This is a genomic window from Geodermatophilus sp. SMS 5-13, from assembly GCF_059428245.1.
Map to the genome: position 1 here is coordinate 2,507,630 of NZ_CP165729.1, position 16,300 is coordinate 2,523,929.

18 protein-coding genes are annotated in these 16,300 nt (G+C 74.9%); 12 read left to right on the forward strand and 6 right to left on the reverse strand.

Annotated features, from left to right (window positions below; all coding sequences use genetic code 11):
* The first annotated feature begins 3 nt into the window (after window positions 1-3).
* The 12 genes from ruvX (at window position 4) to AB3388_RS12345 (ending at window position 10,698) form a co-directional block, all read left to right on the forward strand.
* Window positions 4-672 (forward strand): Holliday junction resolvase RuvX, encoded by a 669-nt coding sequence (ruvX, locus tag AB3388_RS12290; protein ID WP_495411052.1) that lies wholly within the window; start codon window positions 4-6, stop codon window positions 670-672.
* Window positions 669-2,516, forward strand: coding sequence for an endolytic transglycosylase MltG (gene mltG, locus AB3388_RS12295; RefSeq protein ID WP_495411053.1), 1,848 nt, complete (start codon window positions 669-671; stop codon window positions 2,514-2,516). Before ruvX ends, mltG begins: the two co-directional genes overlap by 4 nt.
* A 34-nt stretch (window positions 2,517-2,550) precedes the next feature.
* Window positions 2,551-3,354, forward strand: a complete 804-nt coding sequence (locus AB3388_RS12300) for a shikimate dehydrogenase (protein WP_495411054.1) — start codon at window positions 2,551-2,553, stop codon at window positions 3,352-3,354.
* Window positions 3,355-3,357: 3 nt separating this feature from the next.
* On the forward strand, window positions 3,358-4,002 hold the full coding sequence (locus tag AB3388_RS12305; protein ID WP_495411055.1) for a prepilin peptidase: 645 nt from the start codon (window positions 3,358-3,360) through the stop codon (window positions 4,000-4,002).
* A gap of 37 nt (window positions 4,003-4,039) precedes the next feature.
* Window positions 4,040-5,218 carry a chorismate synthase gene (gene aroC / locus AB3388_RS12310; RefSeq protein WP_495411056.1) on the forward strand — a complete coding sequence of 393 codons (1,179 nt, stop codon included), beginning with the start codon at window positions 4,040-4,042 and terminating at the stop codon, window positions 5,216-5,218.
* The gene (locus AB3388_RS12315) at window positions 5,215-5,745 is read left to right on the forward strand and encodes a shikimate kinase (RefSeq protein ID WP_495411057.1); all 531 of its coding nucleotides are present in this window, start codon (window positions 5,215-5,217) and stop codon (window positions 5,743-5,745) included. The genes aroC and AB3388_RS12315 overlap by 4 nt, the downstream gene beginning before the upstream one ends.
* Before the next feature lie 11 nt (window positions 5,746-5,756).
* Window positions 5,757-6,794, forward strand: coding sequence for a 3-dehydroquinate synthase (gene aroB / locus AB3388_RS12320; RefSeq protein WP_495411058.1), 1,038 nt, complete (start codon window positions 5,757-5,759; stop codon window positions 6,792-6,794).
* On the forward strand, window positions 6,791-7,225 hold the full coding sequence (gene aroQ, locus AB3388_RS12325; RefSeq protein WP_495411059.1) for a type II 3-dehydroquinate dehydratase: 435 nt from the start codon (window positions 6,791-6,793) through the stop codon (window positions 7,223-7,225). The genes aroB and aroQ overlap by 4 nt, the downstream gene beginning before the upstream one ends.
* The gene (locus AB3388_RS12330; protein ID WP_495411060.1) at window positions 7,222-8,325 is read left to right on the forward strand and encodes a M24 family metallopeptidase; all 1,104 of its coding nucleotides are present in this window, start codon (window positions 7,222-7,224) and stop codon (window positions 8,323-8,325) included. The genes aroQ and AB3388_RS12330 overlap by 4 nt, the downstream gene beginning before the upstream one ends.
* The gene (gene efp, locus AB3388_RS12335) at window positions 8,326-8,886 is read left to right on the forward strand and encodes an elongation factor P (RefSeq protein ID WP_495411061.1); all 561 of its coding nucleotides are present in this window, start codon (window positions 8,326-8,328) and stop codon (window positions 8,884-8,886) included. It begins immediately after the preceding gene.
* Between the two features lie 7 nt (window positions 8,887-8,893).
* Window positions 8,894-9,292 (forward strand): transcription antitermination factor NusB, encoded by a 399-nt coding sequence (nusB, locus tag AB3388_RS12340; protein WP_495411062.1) that lies wholly within the window; start codon window positions 8,894-8,896, stop codon window positions 9,290-9,292.
* Between the two features lie 392 nt (window positions 9,293-9,684).
* The gene (locus AB3388_RS12345) at window positions 9,685-10,698 is read left to right on the forward strand and encodes a hypothetical protein (RefSeq protein ID WP_495411063.1); all 1,014 of its coding nucleotides are present in this window, start codon (window positions 9,685-9,687) and stop codon (window positions 10,696-10,698) included.
* A gap of 96 nt (window positions 10,699-10,794) precedes the next feature.
* On the opposite strand, the gene AB3388_RS12350 is transcribed toward AB3388_RS12345, so the two are convergent.
* The 6 genes from AB3388_RS12350 to AB3388_RS12375 all read right to left on the reverse strand — a co-directional run bounded on the left by AB3388_RS12350 (window position 10,795) and on the right by AB3388_RS12375 (window position 16,238).
* Window positions 10,795-11,814, reverse strand: a complete 1,020-nt coding sequence (locus tag AB3388_RS12350) for a hypothetical protein (protein WP_495411064.1) — start codon at window positions 11,812-11,814, stop codon at window positions 10,795-10,797.
* Window positions 11,811-12,728 (reverse strand): ABC transporter ATP-binding protein, encoded by a 918-nt coding sequence (locus AB3388_RS12355; RefSeq protein ID WP_495411065.1) that lies wholly within the window; start codon window positions 12,726-12,728, stop codon window positions 11,811-11,813. The genes AB3388_RS12350 and AB3388_RS12355 overlap by 4 nt, the downstream gene beginning before the upstream one ends.
* A gap of 293 nt (window positions 12,729-13,021) precedes the next feature.
* Window positions 13,022-13,573 (reverse strand): transcriptional regulator BldD, encoded by a 552-nt coding sequence (bldD, locus tag AB3388_RS12360; protein WP_495411066.1) that lies wholly within the window; start codon window positions 13,571-13,573, stop codon window positions 13,022-13,024.
* A gap of 148 nt (window positions 13,574-13,721) precedes the next feature.
* Window positions 13,722-14,495, reverse strand: a complete 774-nt coding sequence (locus AB3388_RS12365; protein WP_495411067.1) for a MerR family transcriptional regulator — start codon at window positions 14,493-14,495, stop codon at window positions 13,722-13,724.
* A 10-nt stretch (window positions 14,496-14,505) separates the two neighbouring features.
* Window positions 14,506-15,303 carry an ABC transporter permease gene (locus AB3388_RS12370; protein ID WP_495411068.1) on the reverse strand — a complete coding sequence of 266 codons (798 nt, stop codon included), beginning with the start codon at window positions 15,301-15,303 and terminating at the stop codon, window positions 14,506-14,508.
* Window positions 15,300-16,238 carry an ATP-binding cassette domain-containing protein gene (locus tag AB3388_RS12375; protein ID WP_495411069.1) on the reverse strand — a complete coding sequence of 313 codons (939 nt, stop codon included), beginning with the start codon at window positions 16,236-16,238 and terminating at the stop codon, window positions 15,300-15,302. Before AB3388_RS12375 ends, AB3388_RS12370 begins: the two co-directional genes overlap by 4 nt.
* Window positions 16,239-16,300: the final 62 nt, after the last annotated feature.

The window sequence follows — 16,300 nt, forward strand, 5'->3', positions numbered from 1 at the left end:
CTCGTGAGCGAGTGGAACCCGGAGGACACCGGCCCGGTCGGCGAGCGGAAGCGGAAGCTGCCCGCAGTGCCGCCCGCGCGGCCGCGCACGAATCCGTCCGGCCAGCCGCAGTACCACCCGACCACCGAGATCGACCTGACCCAGGGCTTTCCTCCGGTCTCGCACGAGACCGCCGAGATCGACCTGTCCAAGGGCTGGCCGGCCGGCCTGCAGGTGCCGCCGCGCCCGAACCGGCCGGCCCGCCGCGGCGGCCGGGTGATGGGGGTCGACGTCGGCACCGTGCGCGTCGGGGTGGCGCTGTCCGACGCCACCGGCACGCTCGCCAGCCCGCTGGAGACGGTCAAGCGGGCCAAGGACGAGTCGGACCTGGACCGGCTGGCCTCGCTCGTGGTGGAACACGAGGTGACGGAGGTGGTCGTGGGGGAACCGAAGCACCTCTCGGGTGCGTCGGGCGCCTCGGCCGAGGACGCCACCGCCTACTCTCGGGCCCTGGCCGGGCGCATAGGTGACGTGCCCGTGCACCTCGTCGACGAAAGGCTCTCCACCGTGACCGCCGCCCAATCCCTCCGGGAAGCAGGCCGCGACAGCCGCGCGCAGCGCTCGGTGATCGACCAGGCCGCCGCTGTGGTGATCCTGCAGCACTTCCTCGATTCGCGGGGGTCCACGCCGTGACCGGCCCGGGAGCGCCGCGTCCCCGCGGGCGGCACGCCTCGCCCGACGACGACGCGAGCGGCGTCCCGGCCTCCCGGACCCCCCGCCCCGCGCCGCAGGCCTACGGCCGCCGCGCCACCGACTCCGCCCCGCGCGACTGGGCGGAGGACGACACCGCTGCCTGGACGCCGACCCCGCAGCACCGCCGCGCCGACGTCCTGGCCGCCGCCGCGACCACGGCCGGGATGCCCCGCGTCCCCGGCCCGGTGGACCGCTACGCCGAGGACACCGGGCCCGTGCCGCTCGAGTGGCGGCACTCCGGGGACGGACCCGAGCGCCCCGAACCCCGTCGCTCCGGCGACGACGCGCCGTCGGGCTGGCGCAGCGCCCCCGACGACGCCGGCCGGCACCCGTCGGCCCCGCTGCCCCCGCCCCCGCCGGGCGCGTGGTCGCGGCTGAGCCGGCGCCCGGACGCCCCGGCCGGCGGCGCCGATGCGCCGACCGAGGCCCAGTCGGCGCTGCCGCTCCCGCCGTCGGACGAGCCGTACGAGCTCCACGACGACGAGGCCCCCACCGACGCCCACGAGCTCGACGCGGACGCGTGGGGCGACGAGACCGGCGGGCTCGAGGTCATCGGCGCCCACGTCGACGACGCCCCCCGGCGCGGACGCCGCGGGCGCCGGCGCGCCGAGGAGCACGACCTCCACGAGGACCTCCACGACGAGGTCCACGACGATCTTCACGACACCGTTCTCGGCGACGAGCTCCACGAGGACGAGCTGTACGACGAGGACATCCCCGTCCAGCCGTACGACCGGCGCGGCGGCCGGCGGCGGCGCCGCCGTCCGGTGGCGGTCGCGGTCGCGCTGCTCGTCCTCGCCGCGCTGATCGGCGGCGTGTTCTTCGGGGGCCAGAAGCTGCTCGGGCTGTTCACCGCGGAGGACTACAGCGGTCAGGGCTCCGGCAGCGTCGACATCCGGGTGCAGAACGGCGACACGCTCAGCGACATCGCCCGCACGCTCGCCGACGCCGACGTCATCGCGTCGGTGAGCCCGTTCGTCGACGCGGCCGAGACCGAGCCCGCCGCCATGGGGATCACCGCGGGCGTCTACCGGCTGCGCAAGCAGATGAGCGGCGCGGCCGCGCTGGACCTGCTGCTCGACCCCGCGTCGCGGCTGGTCTCCCGGGTGACGGTCCCCGAGGGCCTGATCGTGACCGAGACGCTGCAGCGCATCGCCGACTCGTCCGACCTGCCGATCGCCGACCTGCAGGCGGCGGCCGCGGACCCGGCCGCGCTCGGCCTGCCCGCCTACGCCAACGGCTCCCTCGAGGGCTTCCTCTTCCCGGCCACCTACGACGTCGAGCCCGGCGACACCGCGGCCGACGTGCTGAGCGGGATGGTCGCCCGCACCACGCAGGCGCTCGACGAGCTCGCCGTGCCGGAGGACCAGCGCCTCACGGTGCTCACCAAGGCCAGCCTCGTGCAGGCCGAGGCGAGCTCCACCGAGGACATGGCCAAGGTCGCCCAGGTGCTGGAGAACCGGCTGCGCATCAGCATGCCGCTGCAGCTGGACACCACGGTCAACTACGCCAACGGCAAGACCGGGATCACCACGACCCCGGAGGACCGGGCGAACCCCTCGCCGTACAACACCTACCTGCACCCGGGCCTGCCGCCGGGTCCGATCGGCAACCCGGGGGAGGACGCGATCCGCGCCGTCCTGAACCCGACGCCGGGGGACTGGCTGTTCTTCGTGGTGGTGAACCCCGACTCCGGCGAGACCCGGTTCGCGGTCACCGCCGAGGAGCACAGCGCCAACGTGGCGCTGTTCCAGCAGTGGCTGCGGGAGCACCCCGGCGGATGAGCGCGCGAGCGACCGGCCGGCCGGGCGGTGCCCCGTGAGGGCAGCGGTCATCGGCCGGCCGGTCAGCCACTCGCTCTCGCCGCTGCTGCACCGGGCGGCGTACGCGGCGCTCGGGCTGACCGACTGGACCTACGACGCGCTCGACCTGGGCGCCGACGACGTCCCCGTGCTGCTGGCCGGCCTGGGGGAGGAGTGGCGGGGCTTCTCCGTCACCATGCCCTGCAAGCAGGCCGCGGTCGCCGCCGCCGACGAGGCGGAGCCGCTGCCGCGGCTGCTCGGGGCGGCGAACACCCTGGTCCGCACCGACACGGGCTGGCGGGCGGAGAACACCGACGTCACCGGCGTCGGCATGGCGCTGCAGCTCGGCGGGGTCGAGCGGGCGCCGCACGCCGCGATCCTCGGCGCGGGCGGCACCGCCGTCGCGGCGGCGGTCGCGCTGGCCTCGCTCGGCGCCGAGCGGATCGACGTCGTCGTCCGCGAGCCGGCGCGGGCCGCCGAGCTGCTGCGGGTGCTCGGCGTGCTGGGCCTGACGACGACCGTCGTGCCGCTGGCCGGCGCCGTCGTCGACGCCCCGGTCGTGGTCAGCACGGTGCCGATCGACGGGCAGCCGGCGCTGCTGGGCCTCGGCTGGCGACCCGGCCAGACGGTGCTCGACGTGCTCTACGCGCCGTGGCCGACTCCGCTGGCGCACCGGGTGGAGAACGCCGGCGGCCGGGTGATCAGCGGGCTCGAGGTGCTGTTCTGGCAGGCGACCCTGCAGGTCGAGCTGATGACCGGCCAGCCGGCGCCGATCGCCGAGATGCGCCTCGCCCTCGACACCGCCCTCGACGCGCGCTGACGCGTGCTCGCCCTCCTGGCCGTGGCCGGCCTGCTCACCGGCCCGTGGCTGGCGCAGGCCTCGGCCCGGCTGGCCGCCCGGGACCGGGCCGCCCGTCCCTCGGCGCTCGCCGTCGTCCTCACCGGGCTCGCCGTCGCCGCGCTGCTGCCGGGGGCCGTCGCGCTGACCGGCGCGCGCCCGGCCACGGCCGCGTTCGTCTGGCTGGCCGGCGCCGCGCCGGTGCTGGCCGCGGTGGACCTGGCCGGTCACCGGCTGCCGGACGTCGTCACCTGTCCGGCCGCCGCCGTCTGCGCGGCCGCGCTGGTCGCCGACGCCGCGCTGCTGGGCACCTGGCCGGTGCTGCTGCGCGCCGTCCTGGCCGCGGCCGCCGCCTTCGGGGTGGCGGCGCTGGGCGCGGTCGTCTCCCCGGAGGGGCTCGGCTTCGGCGACGTCAAGCTGCTGGGACTGCTCGGCCTGGTGCTCGGCTGGGTGGGCTGGGGCGTGCTGCTCGCCGGCGTGTTCCTCGGCCTGGTCTGCGGCGCGCTGGTGTCGGTCGCCCTGCTGGTGACGCGCCGCGCGGGCTGGCGCACCGCCGTCCCGTTCGGCCCGCCGCTGCTGCTCGGCGCCGCCGCCGCGCTCACCCTTGCGGGGCCGGTTCCCCTGCCGTAGCGCGGAGCGCCGTTCCCCGCCTGGCAGAATTCGCGGCATGTTGCGCTGGCTGACCGCCGGTGAGTCGCACGGCCAGCAGCTCACCGCCATCCTCGAAGGCCTCCCGGCCGGCGTCGAGGTCCGGACCACGGACGTCGACGTCGCCCTCGCCCGCCGCCGCCTCGGCCACGGCCGCGGCGCGCGCATGTCCTTCGAGCAGGACGAGGTCACCTTCACCGGCGGCGTCCGCCACGGCCGGACCCAGGGCGGCCCGATCGCGATCCAGGTGGGCAACACCGAGTGGCCCAAGTGGACGACGGTCATGTCGGCCGACCCGGTGGAGCCGGAGGTGCTGGCCGGGCAGGCGCGCAACGCCCCGCTGACCCGCCCCCGCCCCGGGCACGCCGACCTGGCCGGCATGCAGAAGTACGGCTTCGACGACGCCCGCCCCGTGCTCGAGCGGGCCAGCGCCCGCGAGACCGCGGCCCGGGTGGCGCTCGGCGCCGTGGCGCAGGCGTTCCTGCGGCAGGCCCTCGGGGTCGAGGTGGTCAGCCACGTCGTCGCGATCGGGCCGGTGACCGTCCCCGACGGTGTCGTTCCCGGCCCGCACGACAACGGCCGCATCGACGACGACCCGGTGCGCTGCGCCGACCCGGCGACCAGCGAGCGCATGGTCGCCGAGATCGACGACGTCCGGAAGAACGGCGACACCCTCGGCGGCGTCATCGAGGTCGTCGTGCACGGCCTGCCGCCGGGCCTGGGCAGCCACGTGCACTGGGACCGCCGGCTGGACTCGCGGCTGGCCGCCGCGCTCATGGGCGTGCAGTCGGTCAAGGCCGTCGAGGTGGGCGACGGGCTGGAGACCGCCCGCCGGCGCGGCTCGGTCGCCCACGACGAGATCGTCACCGAGGGGGGCCGCGTCCGCCGGGTCACCGACCGGGCGGGCGGCATCGAGGGCGGCATGACCAACGGCGAGGTGCTGCGCGTCCGCGCCGCGATGAAGCCGATCTCCACCGTGCCCCGCGCGCTGCAGACCGTCGACGTCGCCACGGGCGAGGCCGCGGTGGCCATCAACCAGCGCAGCGACGCCTGCGCGGTGCCCCGCGGCAGCGTCGTGATGGAGGCGATGGTCGCCCTCGTGCTCGCCGACGCCGCGCTGGAGAAGTTCGGTGGCGACTCGGTGGCCGAGACCCGCCGCAACGCGCAGGCCTACCTCGACGCGCTGACCATCCGATGACCCGGCCTCTCGCGGTGCTGGTCGGGCCGCCGGCGTCGGGCAAGACCACCGTCGGGACGGCGCTGGCCGCGGCGCTGGGCGTGGCCTTCCGGGACACCGACCACGACGTCGAGGCCGAGGCCGGCACCAGCGTCGCCGACCTGTTCGTGCAGCACGGCGAGCCGCACTTCCGGGCGCTGGAGGCGGCCGCCGTGGCCCGGGCGATGGCCGAGCACGACGGCGTCCTGGCGCTCGGCGGGGGAGCGGTGACCAGCGCGGCGACCCGCGCGCTGCTGGTGGCCTACGGGCGGGACGGCGGCGCGGTCGTCTGGCTGGACGTCGACCTGCCCACGGCCGCCAAGCGGGTGGGCCTCTCCCGGGACCGGCCGATCCTCGGCGTCAACCCGCGCGCGATGCTGCGCACGATGCTGGAGACCCGGGCGCCGCTCTACGGCGAGGTCGCCACGCTCACCGCGCACACCGGCGGCCGCACGCCGGAGGAGATCACGGCCGAGGTGCTCGCCGGGCTGACGGAGGCGGCGCGGTGAGGCGCGTCCTGGTGGCAGGTGCACAGCCCTACGACGTCGTCATCGGCCCGGGCGCGGTGACCGAGCTGTCGATGGCGCTCGCCGGCACCCCCCGCGCCGCGGTGGTGCACGCCCCGCCGCTGGCCGCGGTCGCCGGCGCCGCGGTCGAGACGCTGCAGACCGCCGGGGTGGGCGCCGAGGCGGTCGTCGTCCCCGACGGCGAGGCGGCGAAGACGGCCGACGTCGCCGCGGGGGCGTGGGAGGAGTTCGGCCGGCTGGGGCTCACCCGCTCCGACGCGGTCGTCGGCATCGGCGGGGGAGCGGTCACCGACCTCGCCGGGTTCCTCGCCGCCACCTGGACCCGCGGTGTCCGGGTGGTGCAGGTGCCGACCAGCCTGCTGGGCATGGTCGACGCCGCGGTCGGGGGCAAGACCGGCATCAACACCGGCGCCGGCAAGAACCTGGTCGGCGCCTTCCACCCCCCGTCTGCCGTCCTGGCCGACACCGACGTGCTGGCCGGGCTGCCCGAGGCGGAGTTCCGCTCCGGGCTGGCCGAGGTGGTCAAGTGCGGGTTCATCGCCGACGGCCGGATCCTCGAGCTGCTCGACGCCGACCCGACCGGGCGCCGGGACGCCGTCGAGCTCATCGAGCGCGCCGTGCGGGTCAAGGCCGAGGCGGTGGGAGAGGACCTCTTCGACACGGGTGTGCGCGAGTTCCTCAACTACGGGCACACCCTCGGCCACGCGATCGAGCGGGTCGAGGACTTCGGCTGGCGGCACGGCGAGGCGGTCGCCGTCGGGCTGGTGTTCGCCGCCGAGCTCGCCGGACAGGCCGGGCTGCTCACCCGGGCCGAGGTCGACCGGCACCGCGCGCTCGTGACCGCGATGGGCCTGGCCACCCGCTACCGCGGCGACTGGGGCCGGCTGCAGTCGGTCATGCGCGTGGACAAGAAGGCCCGCGGCGCCTCGCTGCGGTTCGTCGTCCTCGACGGTCTCGGCAACCCGACCATCCTGACCGACCCCGACCAGGCCTGGCTCGACGCCGCCTGGGCAGCAGTGGAGGAACAGTGACCATCCAGGTCCTCAACGGCGCCAACCTCGGCCGGCTCGGCACCCGCGAACCGGACAAGTACGGCGCGGTCACCTACGCCCAGCTGGTCGAGGTGATCGAGAAGACGGCGCACGAGCTCGAGATGCCCGTGCAGGTCCGCCAGACCGACGACGAGGCCGAGCTGCTGCGCTGGGTGCACGAGGCCGCCGAGGCCAACGACCCGGTGGTGATCAACCCGGCTGGCTGGTCGCACACCTCCGTCGTGCTGCGCGACGCCCTCGCCATGGTCGGCGCCCCGGTGATCGAGGTGCACATCACCAACATCCACCGGCGCGAGGAGTTCCGGCACCACTCCTACGTCTCCGGCATCGCGACCGGCGTCGTCGCCGGCCTCGGCGTCGAGGGCTACGTGCTCGCGCTGCAGTGGATGGCGCTGCGGGGCGTGCGGTGAGCCGTACCGCCGTACGGCGCGCGCAGCTGCGCAAGACCGCCGCCGAGCGCGGGCTGGACGCCGTCCTGGTCACCAACCTGCTCAACGTGCGGTACCTGACCGGGTTCACCGGCTCCAACGGCGCGCTGCTCGTGCGCACCGACGGCGACGACGTCCTCGGCACCGACGGCCGCTACACCACCCAGGCCGGCACGCAGGTGCCCGACGTCGAGCTGCTCATCGACCGCAACACGGTCGCCGCGCTGGCCGCCGAGGCGGTGCGCCGCGGCGCGGGCCGCCTGGGCTACGAGAGCCACCACCTCACCGTCGACGGCCTCGCGGCGCTGGAGGCGGTGCTCGCCGACGCCGCCCCGGGGCGGCCGGTGCCGGAGCTGACCAGCATCCGCCGCGCGGTCGAGGCGCAGCGGGCGGTCAAGGACGACGACGAGATCGAGTCGCTGCGCCGGGCCTGCGCGATCGCCGACCAGGCGCTGGCGGAGCTCGCCGCCGAGGGGGCGCTGCGGCCGGGGCGCACCGAGCTGCAGGTGGGCCGCGAGCTCGACGCGCGCATGCTCGCGCTCGGCGCCGAGGCGCCGTCCTTCGAGACGATCGTGGCCGCCGGGGCCAACTCGGCGATCCCGCACCACCGGCCGGACACGACCGAGCTGCGCGCCGGCGACTTCCTCAAGCTGGACTTCGGCGCCACCGTCGACGGGTACCACTCGGACATGACCCGGACGCTGGTGCTCGGGCACGCGGCGGACTGGCAGCGGGAGATCTACGACCTGGTCGCGGCGTCGCAGGCGGCCGGCCGGGCGGCGCTGGCCGTGGGCACGGACGTCGTCGCCGTCGACGCGGCCTCGCGCGACGTGATCGCCGAGGCCGGGCACGCCGAGCACTTCACCCACGGCCTGGGCCACGGCGTGGGGCTGGAGATCCACGAGGCGCCGGGCATCGGCCCGCTCGGCGCGGGTAGGCTGGCCGGCGGCATGGCCGTCACCGTGGAGCCCGGGGTCTACCTGCCCGGCCACGGCGGTGTCCGGATCGAGGACACGCTCGTCGTCACGGCGGACGCGCCCGAGTTGTTGACCCTCACGAGCAAGGAACTGCTGGTCCTCTAGATGGCTACCACCAACGACCTCAAGAACGGCCTGGTCCTCAACCTCGACGGCCAGCTCTGGACCGTCACCGAGTTCCAGCACGTCAAGCCGGGCAAGGGCGGCGCGTTCGTGCGCACCACGCTCAAGAACGTGCTCTCGGGCAAGGTGGTCGACCGCACCTTCAACGCCGGCACCAAGGTCGAGACGGCGACCGTCGACAAGCGCGGCATGACCTACCTGTACAAGGACGGCGCGGACTTCGTCTTCATGGACGGCGACACCTACGACCAGATCCACGTGCCGGCCGAGACCGTCGGCTCGGGCGCGGACTACCTGCTGGAGAACACCGAGGCGACCGTCGCCGTCCACGAGGGGACGCCGCTCTACGTCGAGCTGCCGGTGACCATGGAGCTCGTCGTCCAGCACACCGACCCCGGGCTGCAGGGCGACCGCTCCACCGGCGGCACCAAGCCGGCGACGCTGGAGACCGGCGCGCAGATCCAGGTGCCGCTGTTCGTCAACACCGGCGACAAGCTCAAGGTCGACACCCGCGACGGCCGGTACCTCGGCCGCGTCAACTGATCTCGCTGTGGCCGCACGGTCCAAGGCGCGCAAGCGCGCCGTCGACGTCCTCTACGCGGCCGACCTGCGCGGTCGTGACCGCCGCGAGCAGCTCGCCGAGGAGGTCGCCACCGGCCAGCCGCCGGTGAACGACTACACCGTCCGGCTGGTCGAGGGCGTCGCCGGGCACGCCCCGGACATCGACCGGCTGATCGACGAGCACGCGTCCGGCTGGTCGCTGGAGCGGCTGCCCGACGTCGACCGCGCGATCCTCCGGATGGCGGTGTTCGAGCTGCTCTGGGCCGACGACGTGCCCGACGCCGTCGTCATCGACGAGGCCGTGGAGCTGGCCAAGGTGCTGTCCACCGACGACTCGCCGGCCTTCGTCAACGGCGTCCTCGGGGCGATCGCCGAGGCCAAGGTCTAGCCGGACCCGCCCCTGGGCCGCTGACCAGCGGCGACGCCCCCGGAAGCAGTTCAAAGTCGTACGACCATCGGCCTATGGCCGGGGGACCCGGCGGCCCGCCAAGGTGACTCCGTCGTCGCCACCGGGACGCGGGACCCCCGCCCTCGTCCCGGGTCGCTGACCGAAGGGCTCCTCCCGGACCCCCGCCGGGAGGAGCCCTTTGCTGTCCGGGGACGCCCCCGTGCTCCGGCCCGCCCGAGGGTCGAAAGCGCAGGTCAGAGGTCTGGTCGTACGACGAACCGCCAGTGGTCGGCGCTCCCAGCTTTCTCCCAGGGTGGCGAAACCCACTCCGAGGAGGACACATGAGCGCAGCCGCCCCTGACCGAAGACGTCCAGGCCGTTCCACCCGCCGCGTGCGCGGGGCCCTGATCGCGTTCGCCCTGCTGGTCCCGATGATCGCCCTGGCCTCACCGGCGCAGGCGGCCTCGTCCAAGGCCTGCGAGGGCGGCGGCTTCCAGCTGGTCAACGCGAGCACCGGCCGGATCGTCGCCAACGGTCGCACGGGCAGCCGGGTGCGGACGACGATCCCGGCCGCCAACCTGGGCGAGCGGTTCATCGTGCGCGGCGTCCACAACGAGTTCACGGTGCGCGCCGGTGACTTCGCGGTGTTCGACCACCTGTTCACCGGGGCGCCCAACCCGCTGCGCATGGTGACCGCCCCGACCGTGGTGTGGGCGAGCAAGATCCCCGACCACCGTGGCCTGACGCTCACCAGCGGGATCTCCGTCGAGCTGGACAAGGACGCGGTCGAGCTCGGGCGCACCGGAACCGGGCTGTCGATGAAGATCCAGGCCAAGGACTGCGCGCAGGGCGGCATCTTCCAGATGGAGCCCGAGCGCGGGGACGGCACCCGCACCCGCATCGTGCACACGCTGGGCGGGCAGTCGTTCTACTTCGACAACCCGAACTTCCGCGCCCGCATCGGCCAGTTCCTCGGCTCGGGCTGCACCAGCGTGCAGACGGGACCGCCCGGGCAGTTCTGCGTCCAGGTGAGCGCCCGGGTCAACATCGCCAACGACAGCCCCGCCGCCCGGAACCTGGTCGCCCGGGACAGCGCGCAGGTCGCCACCCGGATCAGCCAGCCTGGCTGCGACACCGTGGGTCCGCCGGTCATCACGGTCGGCCACTGCGGCAAGCAGTCGATCTGGGACGTCGCCAGCGGCGGCCGGATGGGCTTCGTGACCGGTGAGGACGCCGTCGAGGTGGCCAACCCGCCGACGAACTGCGTCCAGGACTGCCAGGCGCAGAACCAGGTCCGCGGCCGGCTCGCCGTCCTCGGCTTCCCGTCGCCCGTGCCGGCGGCCAACCGGCTCACCCCCGACACGTTGCCGCTGGGCACCCCGCCGCCACCCCTGACGGCGCCGTGACCGGAGCCCCCGGCCGCTGGGCCCGGGGCCGATGAACGAAGGGCTCCTCCCGTCACCACCCCGACCGGGAGGAGCCCTTCCTCGTCCGCGCCGCGGTCAGTGCAGGTCGCGGCGGGCGAACAGGACGACTCCCGCGCCCACCAGCACGGCGGCGGCGACCGTGAGGACGACGCCGCCCTGCAGGTTGCCGATCACGTACTCCTTCGTCGCGGCGAACCCGTTCTCGTCCAGCGGCCCGATCTCGAGGAACACCCGAAGCCCGCCGGGGTTGAGCAGGGCGACGGCGTTGTTGGTGAGCAGCCACGGCTCCCAGGCCGGCCGCAGCCCGCGGATCGCGGACTCCACGACGGCGAAGTAGACGAACCCGGCGCCGAGGGCCGCGCCGGTGTTGCGCACCAGGTTGGCGATCGCGAACCCGCCCAGGGCCGCCAGCACGGTCAGCACGACGGCCCGGCCCTGGGTGGCGAGCAGCTCGTCCCAGAACCCGGCCGGCAGCGCGGCGCCGTCCCCGGCGACCACGTCGAGGATGCCGGCCATCGCCAGCCAGGCCGCCTGGGCGAGGACGCCGAACAGCGCCGCCGCGCCCACCAGCATGCCGATCTTGGTGGCCATGACCTTGTACCGCCGCGGCTCCCAGAACAGCAGCGCGACGATCGAGCGGGTCGACCACTCGGCGCCGATCCAGGTGGCGCCCAGCAGGAACGCCAGGACGGCGGACGCGGCGGCGAACCCGAGGGCGCCGTCCTGCCCGTTCGCCGCGAACGAGAACGGCGGGTCGGCGATGAACTGATCGAGCGGGATGTCGGCCTCGGTGATCGGCGGGCCGCAGAACTGCTCGGCGGGGACGTCGTCCGGCCGGTTCGGGTCGGTCAGGCACTGCTCCCGGCCCTGGTCGGCGCTCAGCACCGCTTCCTGCTGCTGCTGCCGGGCGGCGCCCAGCTCGGCCGCACCGGGGTGACCGTAGGAGCTGAGCCCGACGGCGACCGCGATCAGCCAGCCGAGGACGGCGAGCGCCAGGATGCCCCGGATGAACAGCCGGGCGCGGAAGCGGTGGGTCTCGGCGCGCAGCAGGCTGCCGTTGCGCTCGGCCGGCGGTGCGGCGGTGGGGGCGCTCACGCCTGGTCCCCGGTGATCGCGAGGAAGGCGCTCTCGAGGTCGGCGGACAGCGGGGTCAGCTCCTCCAGGTAGTGACCGGCGTCGGCCAGCACGCGGGTGATCTCGGACGGCGTCGCCACCGCGTGCACGAGCAGGGCGGCGTCGGGGGCGGGCGACACGGCGAAGCCGGCGCCGGTGAGGACGGCCGCGGCGGCCGGCAGGTCGGCCACGAGGACCCGGACGTCGCCGGAGGCGCGGCTGGCCAGCACCTCGGCCACGAGTCCGTGGGCGACCCGCCGTCCGCGGGCGAGGATCGTGACCGAGTCGCACACCTGCTGGATCTCGGTGAGCAGGTGGGAGGACAGCAGCACGGTCGTCCGCCCGTCGCTGCCGAGCCGGCGGATCAGCTCACGGACGTCGCGGATGCCGGCCGGGTCGAGCCCGTTGCTCGGCTCGTCGAGGATCAGCAGCCGGGGCGCCTTCAGCAGCGCCGCGGCGATGCCCAGCCGCTGCTTCATGCCGAGCGAGTAGCCCTTGAACCGGTCCTCGGCGCGGTCGCTGAGGTCGACCAGCTCGAGGACCTCCTCGACACGGGCCCGGGAGACCCCCGACGCCTCGGCCAGCAGCCGCAGGTTGAGCCGGCCGGAGAAGCCGGGGAAGAACAGCGGCGTCTCGACCAGCGCGCCGACGTCGCCGATGACGTCGGGCAGGGCGTCCGGGACCGGCCGGTCGAACAGGCGCGCCTCGCCGCCGTCGGCCGCGATCAGCCCGAGCAGCACGCGGATCGTGGTCGTCTTGCCCGAGCCGTTGGGCCCGAGGAAGCCGTGCACGCCGCCGGTCTCCACGAGCAGGTCGAGCTCGTCGAGCGCCTTCTGCGGGGCCCGCCCGCGTCGCCGGTAGGTCTTCGAGACCCCGACCATGTGCACGGCCGGCATGCCGCCTCCTCGCTGCTGGGGGGGCACACCTTGGCACAGGGCGGGCGCGAGCGGTGGTAACGAAACGCTGAGGTCCGCGCCGAGCAGCGTCGCCGTCCGGGTCGACCCGGGCGGACGGACGGGGAGCCGCGCCACGACGCGGCTGCACGTCAGGTGGCGCGGCTCAACCCGCGGGCAGACGGCGAGGGCCCCGACCGTCGCGGCCGGGACCCTTCCCGCGGGACCGCCCGCCGTTCTCTCGCGTTGCCCGTTCAGCAGCGCGGGCGACGCCGGCGAGGAGCGGGCAGTCCGTGTCAGCGCGGGCTGCGGCGGCGCTCCCAGTGCGGGTCGAGGTCGTCGTCGTCCTCGTCGTCCCCGCTGCTGGCGATGCCCTCCATGCCGGGGGAGAGGACGCCCCACTCGATCAGCCGCGAGGTCAGCTCGTCGGGGCTCATGTCGTAGATGATCGCCAGCGACTTGAGGTCCTCGGCGCGGATGGAGAGGACCTTGCCGTTGTAGTCGTGCCGCTGCGCCTGGATCGTCGAGGCGTAGCGGGCGAGCGGGCCGGCCTCGTCGGCGGGCAGCGAGCCCAGCGACTCGAGGTTCAGCACGATCTTGGTGGTCGCGGTCACCGCGGAGCTCGGCCGCGGGTCGGGCAGCAGCTCGGAGACCGGCACGCCGTAGAACACGGCGAGCTCGGAGAGCCGCTGCACGGTCACGGCGCGGTCACCCCGCTCGTAGGAGCCGACGACCACGGCCTTCCAGCGCCCATGCGACTTGTCCTCCACTCCCTGCAGGGAGAGACCCTGCTGATTGCGGATCGCGCGCAGCCGGGCCCCGAGGGCCCGCGAGTAGTCGGTGCTCATTGGCAGTCCTGCTCACTGTCCGTCGTCGGGAGGGGCGGTCATCGGTCACTGAGCGTACTGGTCACTGCAAGCACGCAACAGCAGACACACCCTGTCACCATGTCCCACCTGCGGGGTACCTTCCCGCGCCCGAAACGGTGAGCCGGGCTCAGCCCGCCTGCCGGGCGACCCGCTCCACCTGGGTCCAGCCCGTCCAGCCGCGCTGCTCGACGAGCGCCTGCAGCCGCGTCCACGCCGGGGAGGCGGGCACGATCCACGCATCGAGCAGCTCGACCAGGTGCTCGGAGACGTCGCCCTCCTCGCTGTCGTGCAGCTCCGCCTCCATCCGGGCCAGGAACGCGGCGACGTCGTCGGCCAGCGCCTCGAGCCGGGGATCGTCCGGGTCGAGGTCGAACGCGCGGTCGAAGGCCAGGTACAGCCCGCGGAACTGCGGGTCCTGCAGCTGCTGCTGCTTGAGGGCGGCCCACTCGGCCGCCCGCCCCGGCGCCCGGGCGGCGATGATCACCCAGCCCTCCCGCTCCATCGTGATGCCGCGCTCGCTGACGCCCATCGCCCGTAGCAGGTCGAGCTGGGCGACCACCTCGTCCGGGAGCACCAGGTGGTCGCCGGCGGTGAGGCGGGCCACCCGTTCCCGGGAGCGCTGCAGGCGGTCGATCTCCGCCCGCAGGCCGGCGTCGATCTCCTCGATCGCCCGCGCGAACTCCTCGGGGGTGGCGCGCAGCAGGGTCTGCACCCGGGACAGCGGGACCCCGGCCTCGGCCAGCGTCCTGATCCGCGCGAGGTCGGCCACGGCCTGCGCGCCGTAGCGCCGGTAGCCCGAGGCGTCCCGCTCGGGCTCGGCCAGCAGCCCGCAGGCGTGGTAGTGCCGGACCGCCCGGACGGTGACGCCGACGTAGTCGGCCAGCTGCTTGATCGTCAGCACGGCGACCTCCTCAGGCCCGCGGCGCCCGCGGCCGGTCGAACAGCCGCACCGCCCAGACGAAGCATGCCGCGGTGATCGCCGCGCACCAGGCGACGGCGGCCCAGGCGGCTCCGGCGTCGACCGGCGTGCCCGCCAGCAGCGAGCGCAGCGTGTCCATCATCGGCGTGAACGGCTGGTACTCGGCGAACTGCCGCAGGCCCGGGGGCATGGACTCCACCGGCACGAAGCCGCTGCCCAGGAACGGCAGGAACACCAGGAACATCGGGGTGTTGCTGGCCGCCTCGACGCTCGGGCTGGCCAGCCCCAGGGCGACCGTGAACCAGGTGAGCGCCAGCGCGACGAGCAGCAGCAGGCCGGCGGCCGCCAGCCGGCCGCCCGGCCCGGCGGGGCTGCGCAGGCCCAGCAGCAGCGCCACGGCCAGGACGGCGACCAGTGCCATCGCCGTGCGGAGCAGGGCGCCGAGCACGTACCCGGTCAGCAGCGCCGCCCGGCTCACCGCCATCGTCCGGATGCGGGCGATGATCCCGCCGGTCCTGTCGCCGGCCACCGAGATCGCGGTCGCGGCCGCGACGCTGGCCACGGTGAGCATCAGGATCGCCGGCGTGATGTAGGCCAGGTACTGCGCGCGCCCGCCGCCGGCGGTCAGCCCGGCGCCCATCGTCGCGCCGAAGACGTAGACGAACAGCAGCAGGAACACGATCGGCTGGCCGACGACCAGCACGGTCAGCGACGCGTAGCGCCGCATGTGGACGAGGTCGCGGCGCAGCATGGTTCCCGCGTCGCGGGCGGTCGGCGTGAGTGCGGTCATGACACGGTCTCCTTCGCGCGCCCCGTGAGAGCGAGGAACACGTCGTCGAGGTCGGGGGTGTGCAGGGCGACGTCGTCGACCCCCTCGTCGTCCGGGAGCGTGTCGAGCACCCGGCGCAGCGCGCGGGCGGACCCGTCGCTGGGCACGGTGAGGGTCAGCGCGTCGTCGTCGCGGACGCCGCCCGGCAGCGCTCCCGCCGCGGCCGTCAGCGCGGGCACGTCGCGGAAGCGCACCGCGACGCAGCCGCCCCGCACCCGGGCCTTCAGCTGCGCGGGCGTCCCCTCGGCCACGACCCGGCCGGCGTCGAGCAGGGCGACGTGGTCGGCGAGCTCGTCGGCCTCCTCCAGGTACTGGGTGGTCAGCAGCACCGTGACGCCGTCGGCGACGAGCTCGCGCACGATCTGCCACAGGTCCCGGCGGCTGCGCGGGTCGAGGCCGGTCGTCGGCTCGTCGAGGAAGATCAGCCGCGGCTCGCCGAGCAGCGTCATGGCCAGGTCGAGCCGGCGGCGCATCCCGCCGGAGTACGTGGCCGCCCGCCGGCCGGCGGCGTCGGTGAGGTCGAAGCGGTCGAGCAACCGGGCCACCCGGCGCCGGCCGGCCGCCGCGCCGAGGTGCTGCAGGTCGGCCATGAGGCGGAGGTTCTCCGCGCCGGTGAGCAGATCGTCGACCGCGGAGAACTGGCCGGTGACGCCGATCGAGCGACGGACGGCGTCCGGGTCGGTGGCGACGTCGTGCCCGGCGACGACGGCGCGACCGCCGTCGGCCGGGAGCAGCGTGGAGAGGATCGAGACCGCCGTCGTCTTGCCCGCCCCGTTGGGTCCGAGCAGGGCGAACACGGTGCCGGCGGGGACGGCGAGATCGATGCCGTCGAGGACGACGTGGTCGCCGTACGCCTTGCGCAGCCCCTCGGTCGTGATCGCGTGCGAACTGGTCATGCCGGGATGGTCGAGGGTTGACGCTGCGTCAAGGTCAAGCCCCTGTCGGGAGTTGTCGGCGC

What these genes read in the sequence shown, in the direction of transcription:
- aroC (WP_495411056.1), top strand. Translation starts at nt 4,040, where the DNA reads ATGTTGCGCTGGCTGACCGCCGGTGAGTCGCACGGCCAGCAGCTCACC.
- AB3388_RS12315 (WP_495411057.1), top strand. Translation starts at nt 5,215, where the DNA reads ATGACCCGGCCTCTCGCGGTGCTGGTCGGGCCGCCGGCGTCGGGCAAG.
- efp (WP_495411061.1), top strand. Translation starts at nt 8,326, where the DNA reads ATGGCTACCACCAACGACCTCAAGAACGGCCTGGTCCTCAACCTCGAC.
- AB3388_RS12355 (WP_495411065.1), bottom strand. Translation starts at nt 12,728, where the DNA reads ATGCCGGCCGTGCACATGGTCGGGGTCTCGAAGACCTACCGGCGACGC.
- bldD (WP_495411066.1), bottom strand. Translation starts at nt 13,573, where the DNA reads ATGAGCACCGACTACTCGCGGGCCCTCGGGGCCCGGCTGCGCGCGATC.
- AB3388_RS12370 (WP_495411068.1), bottom strand. Translation starts at nt 15,303, where the DNA reads ATGACCGCACTCACGCCGACCGCCCGCGACGCGGGAACCATGCTGCGC.
- AB3388_RS12375 (WP_495411069.1), bottom strand. Translation starts at nt 16,238, where the DNA reads ATGACCAGTTCGCACGCGATCACGACCGAGGGGCTGCGCAAGGCGTAC.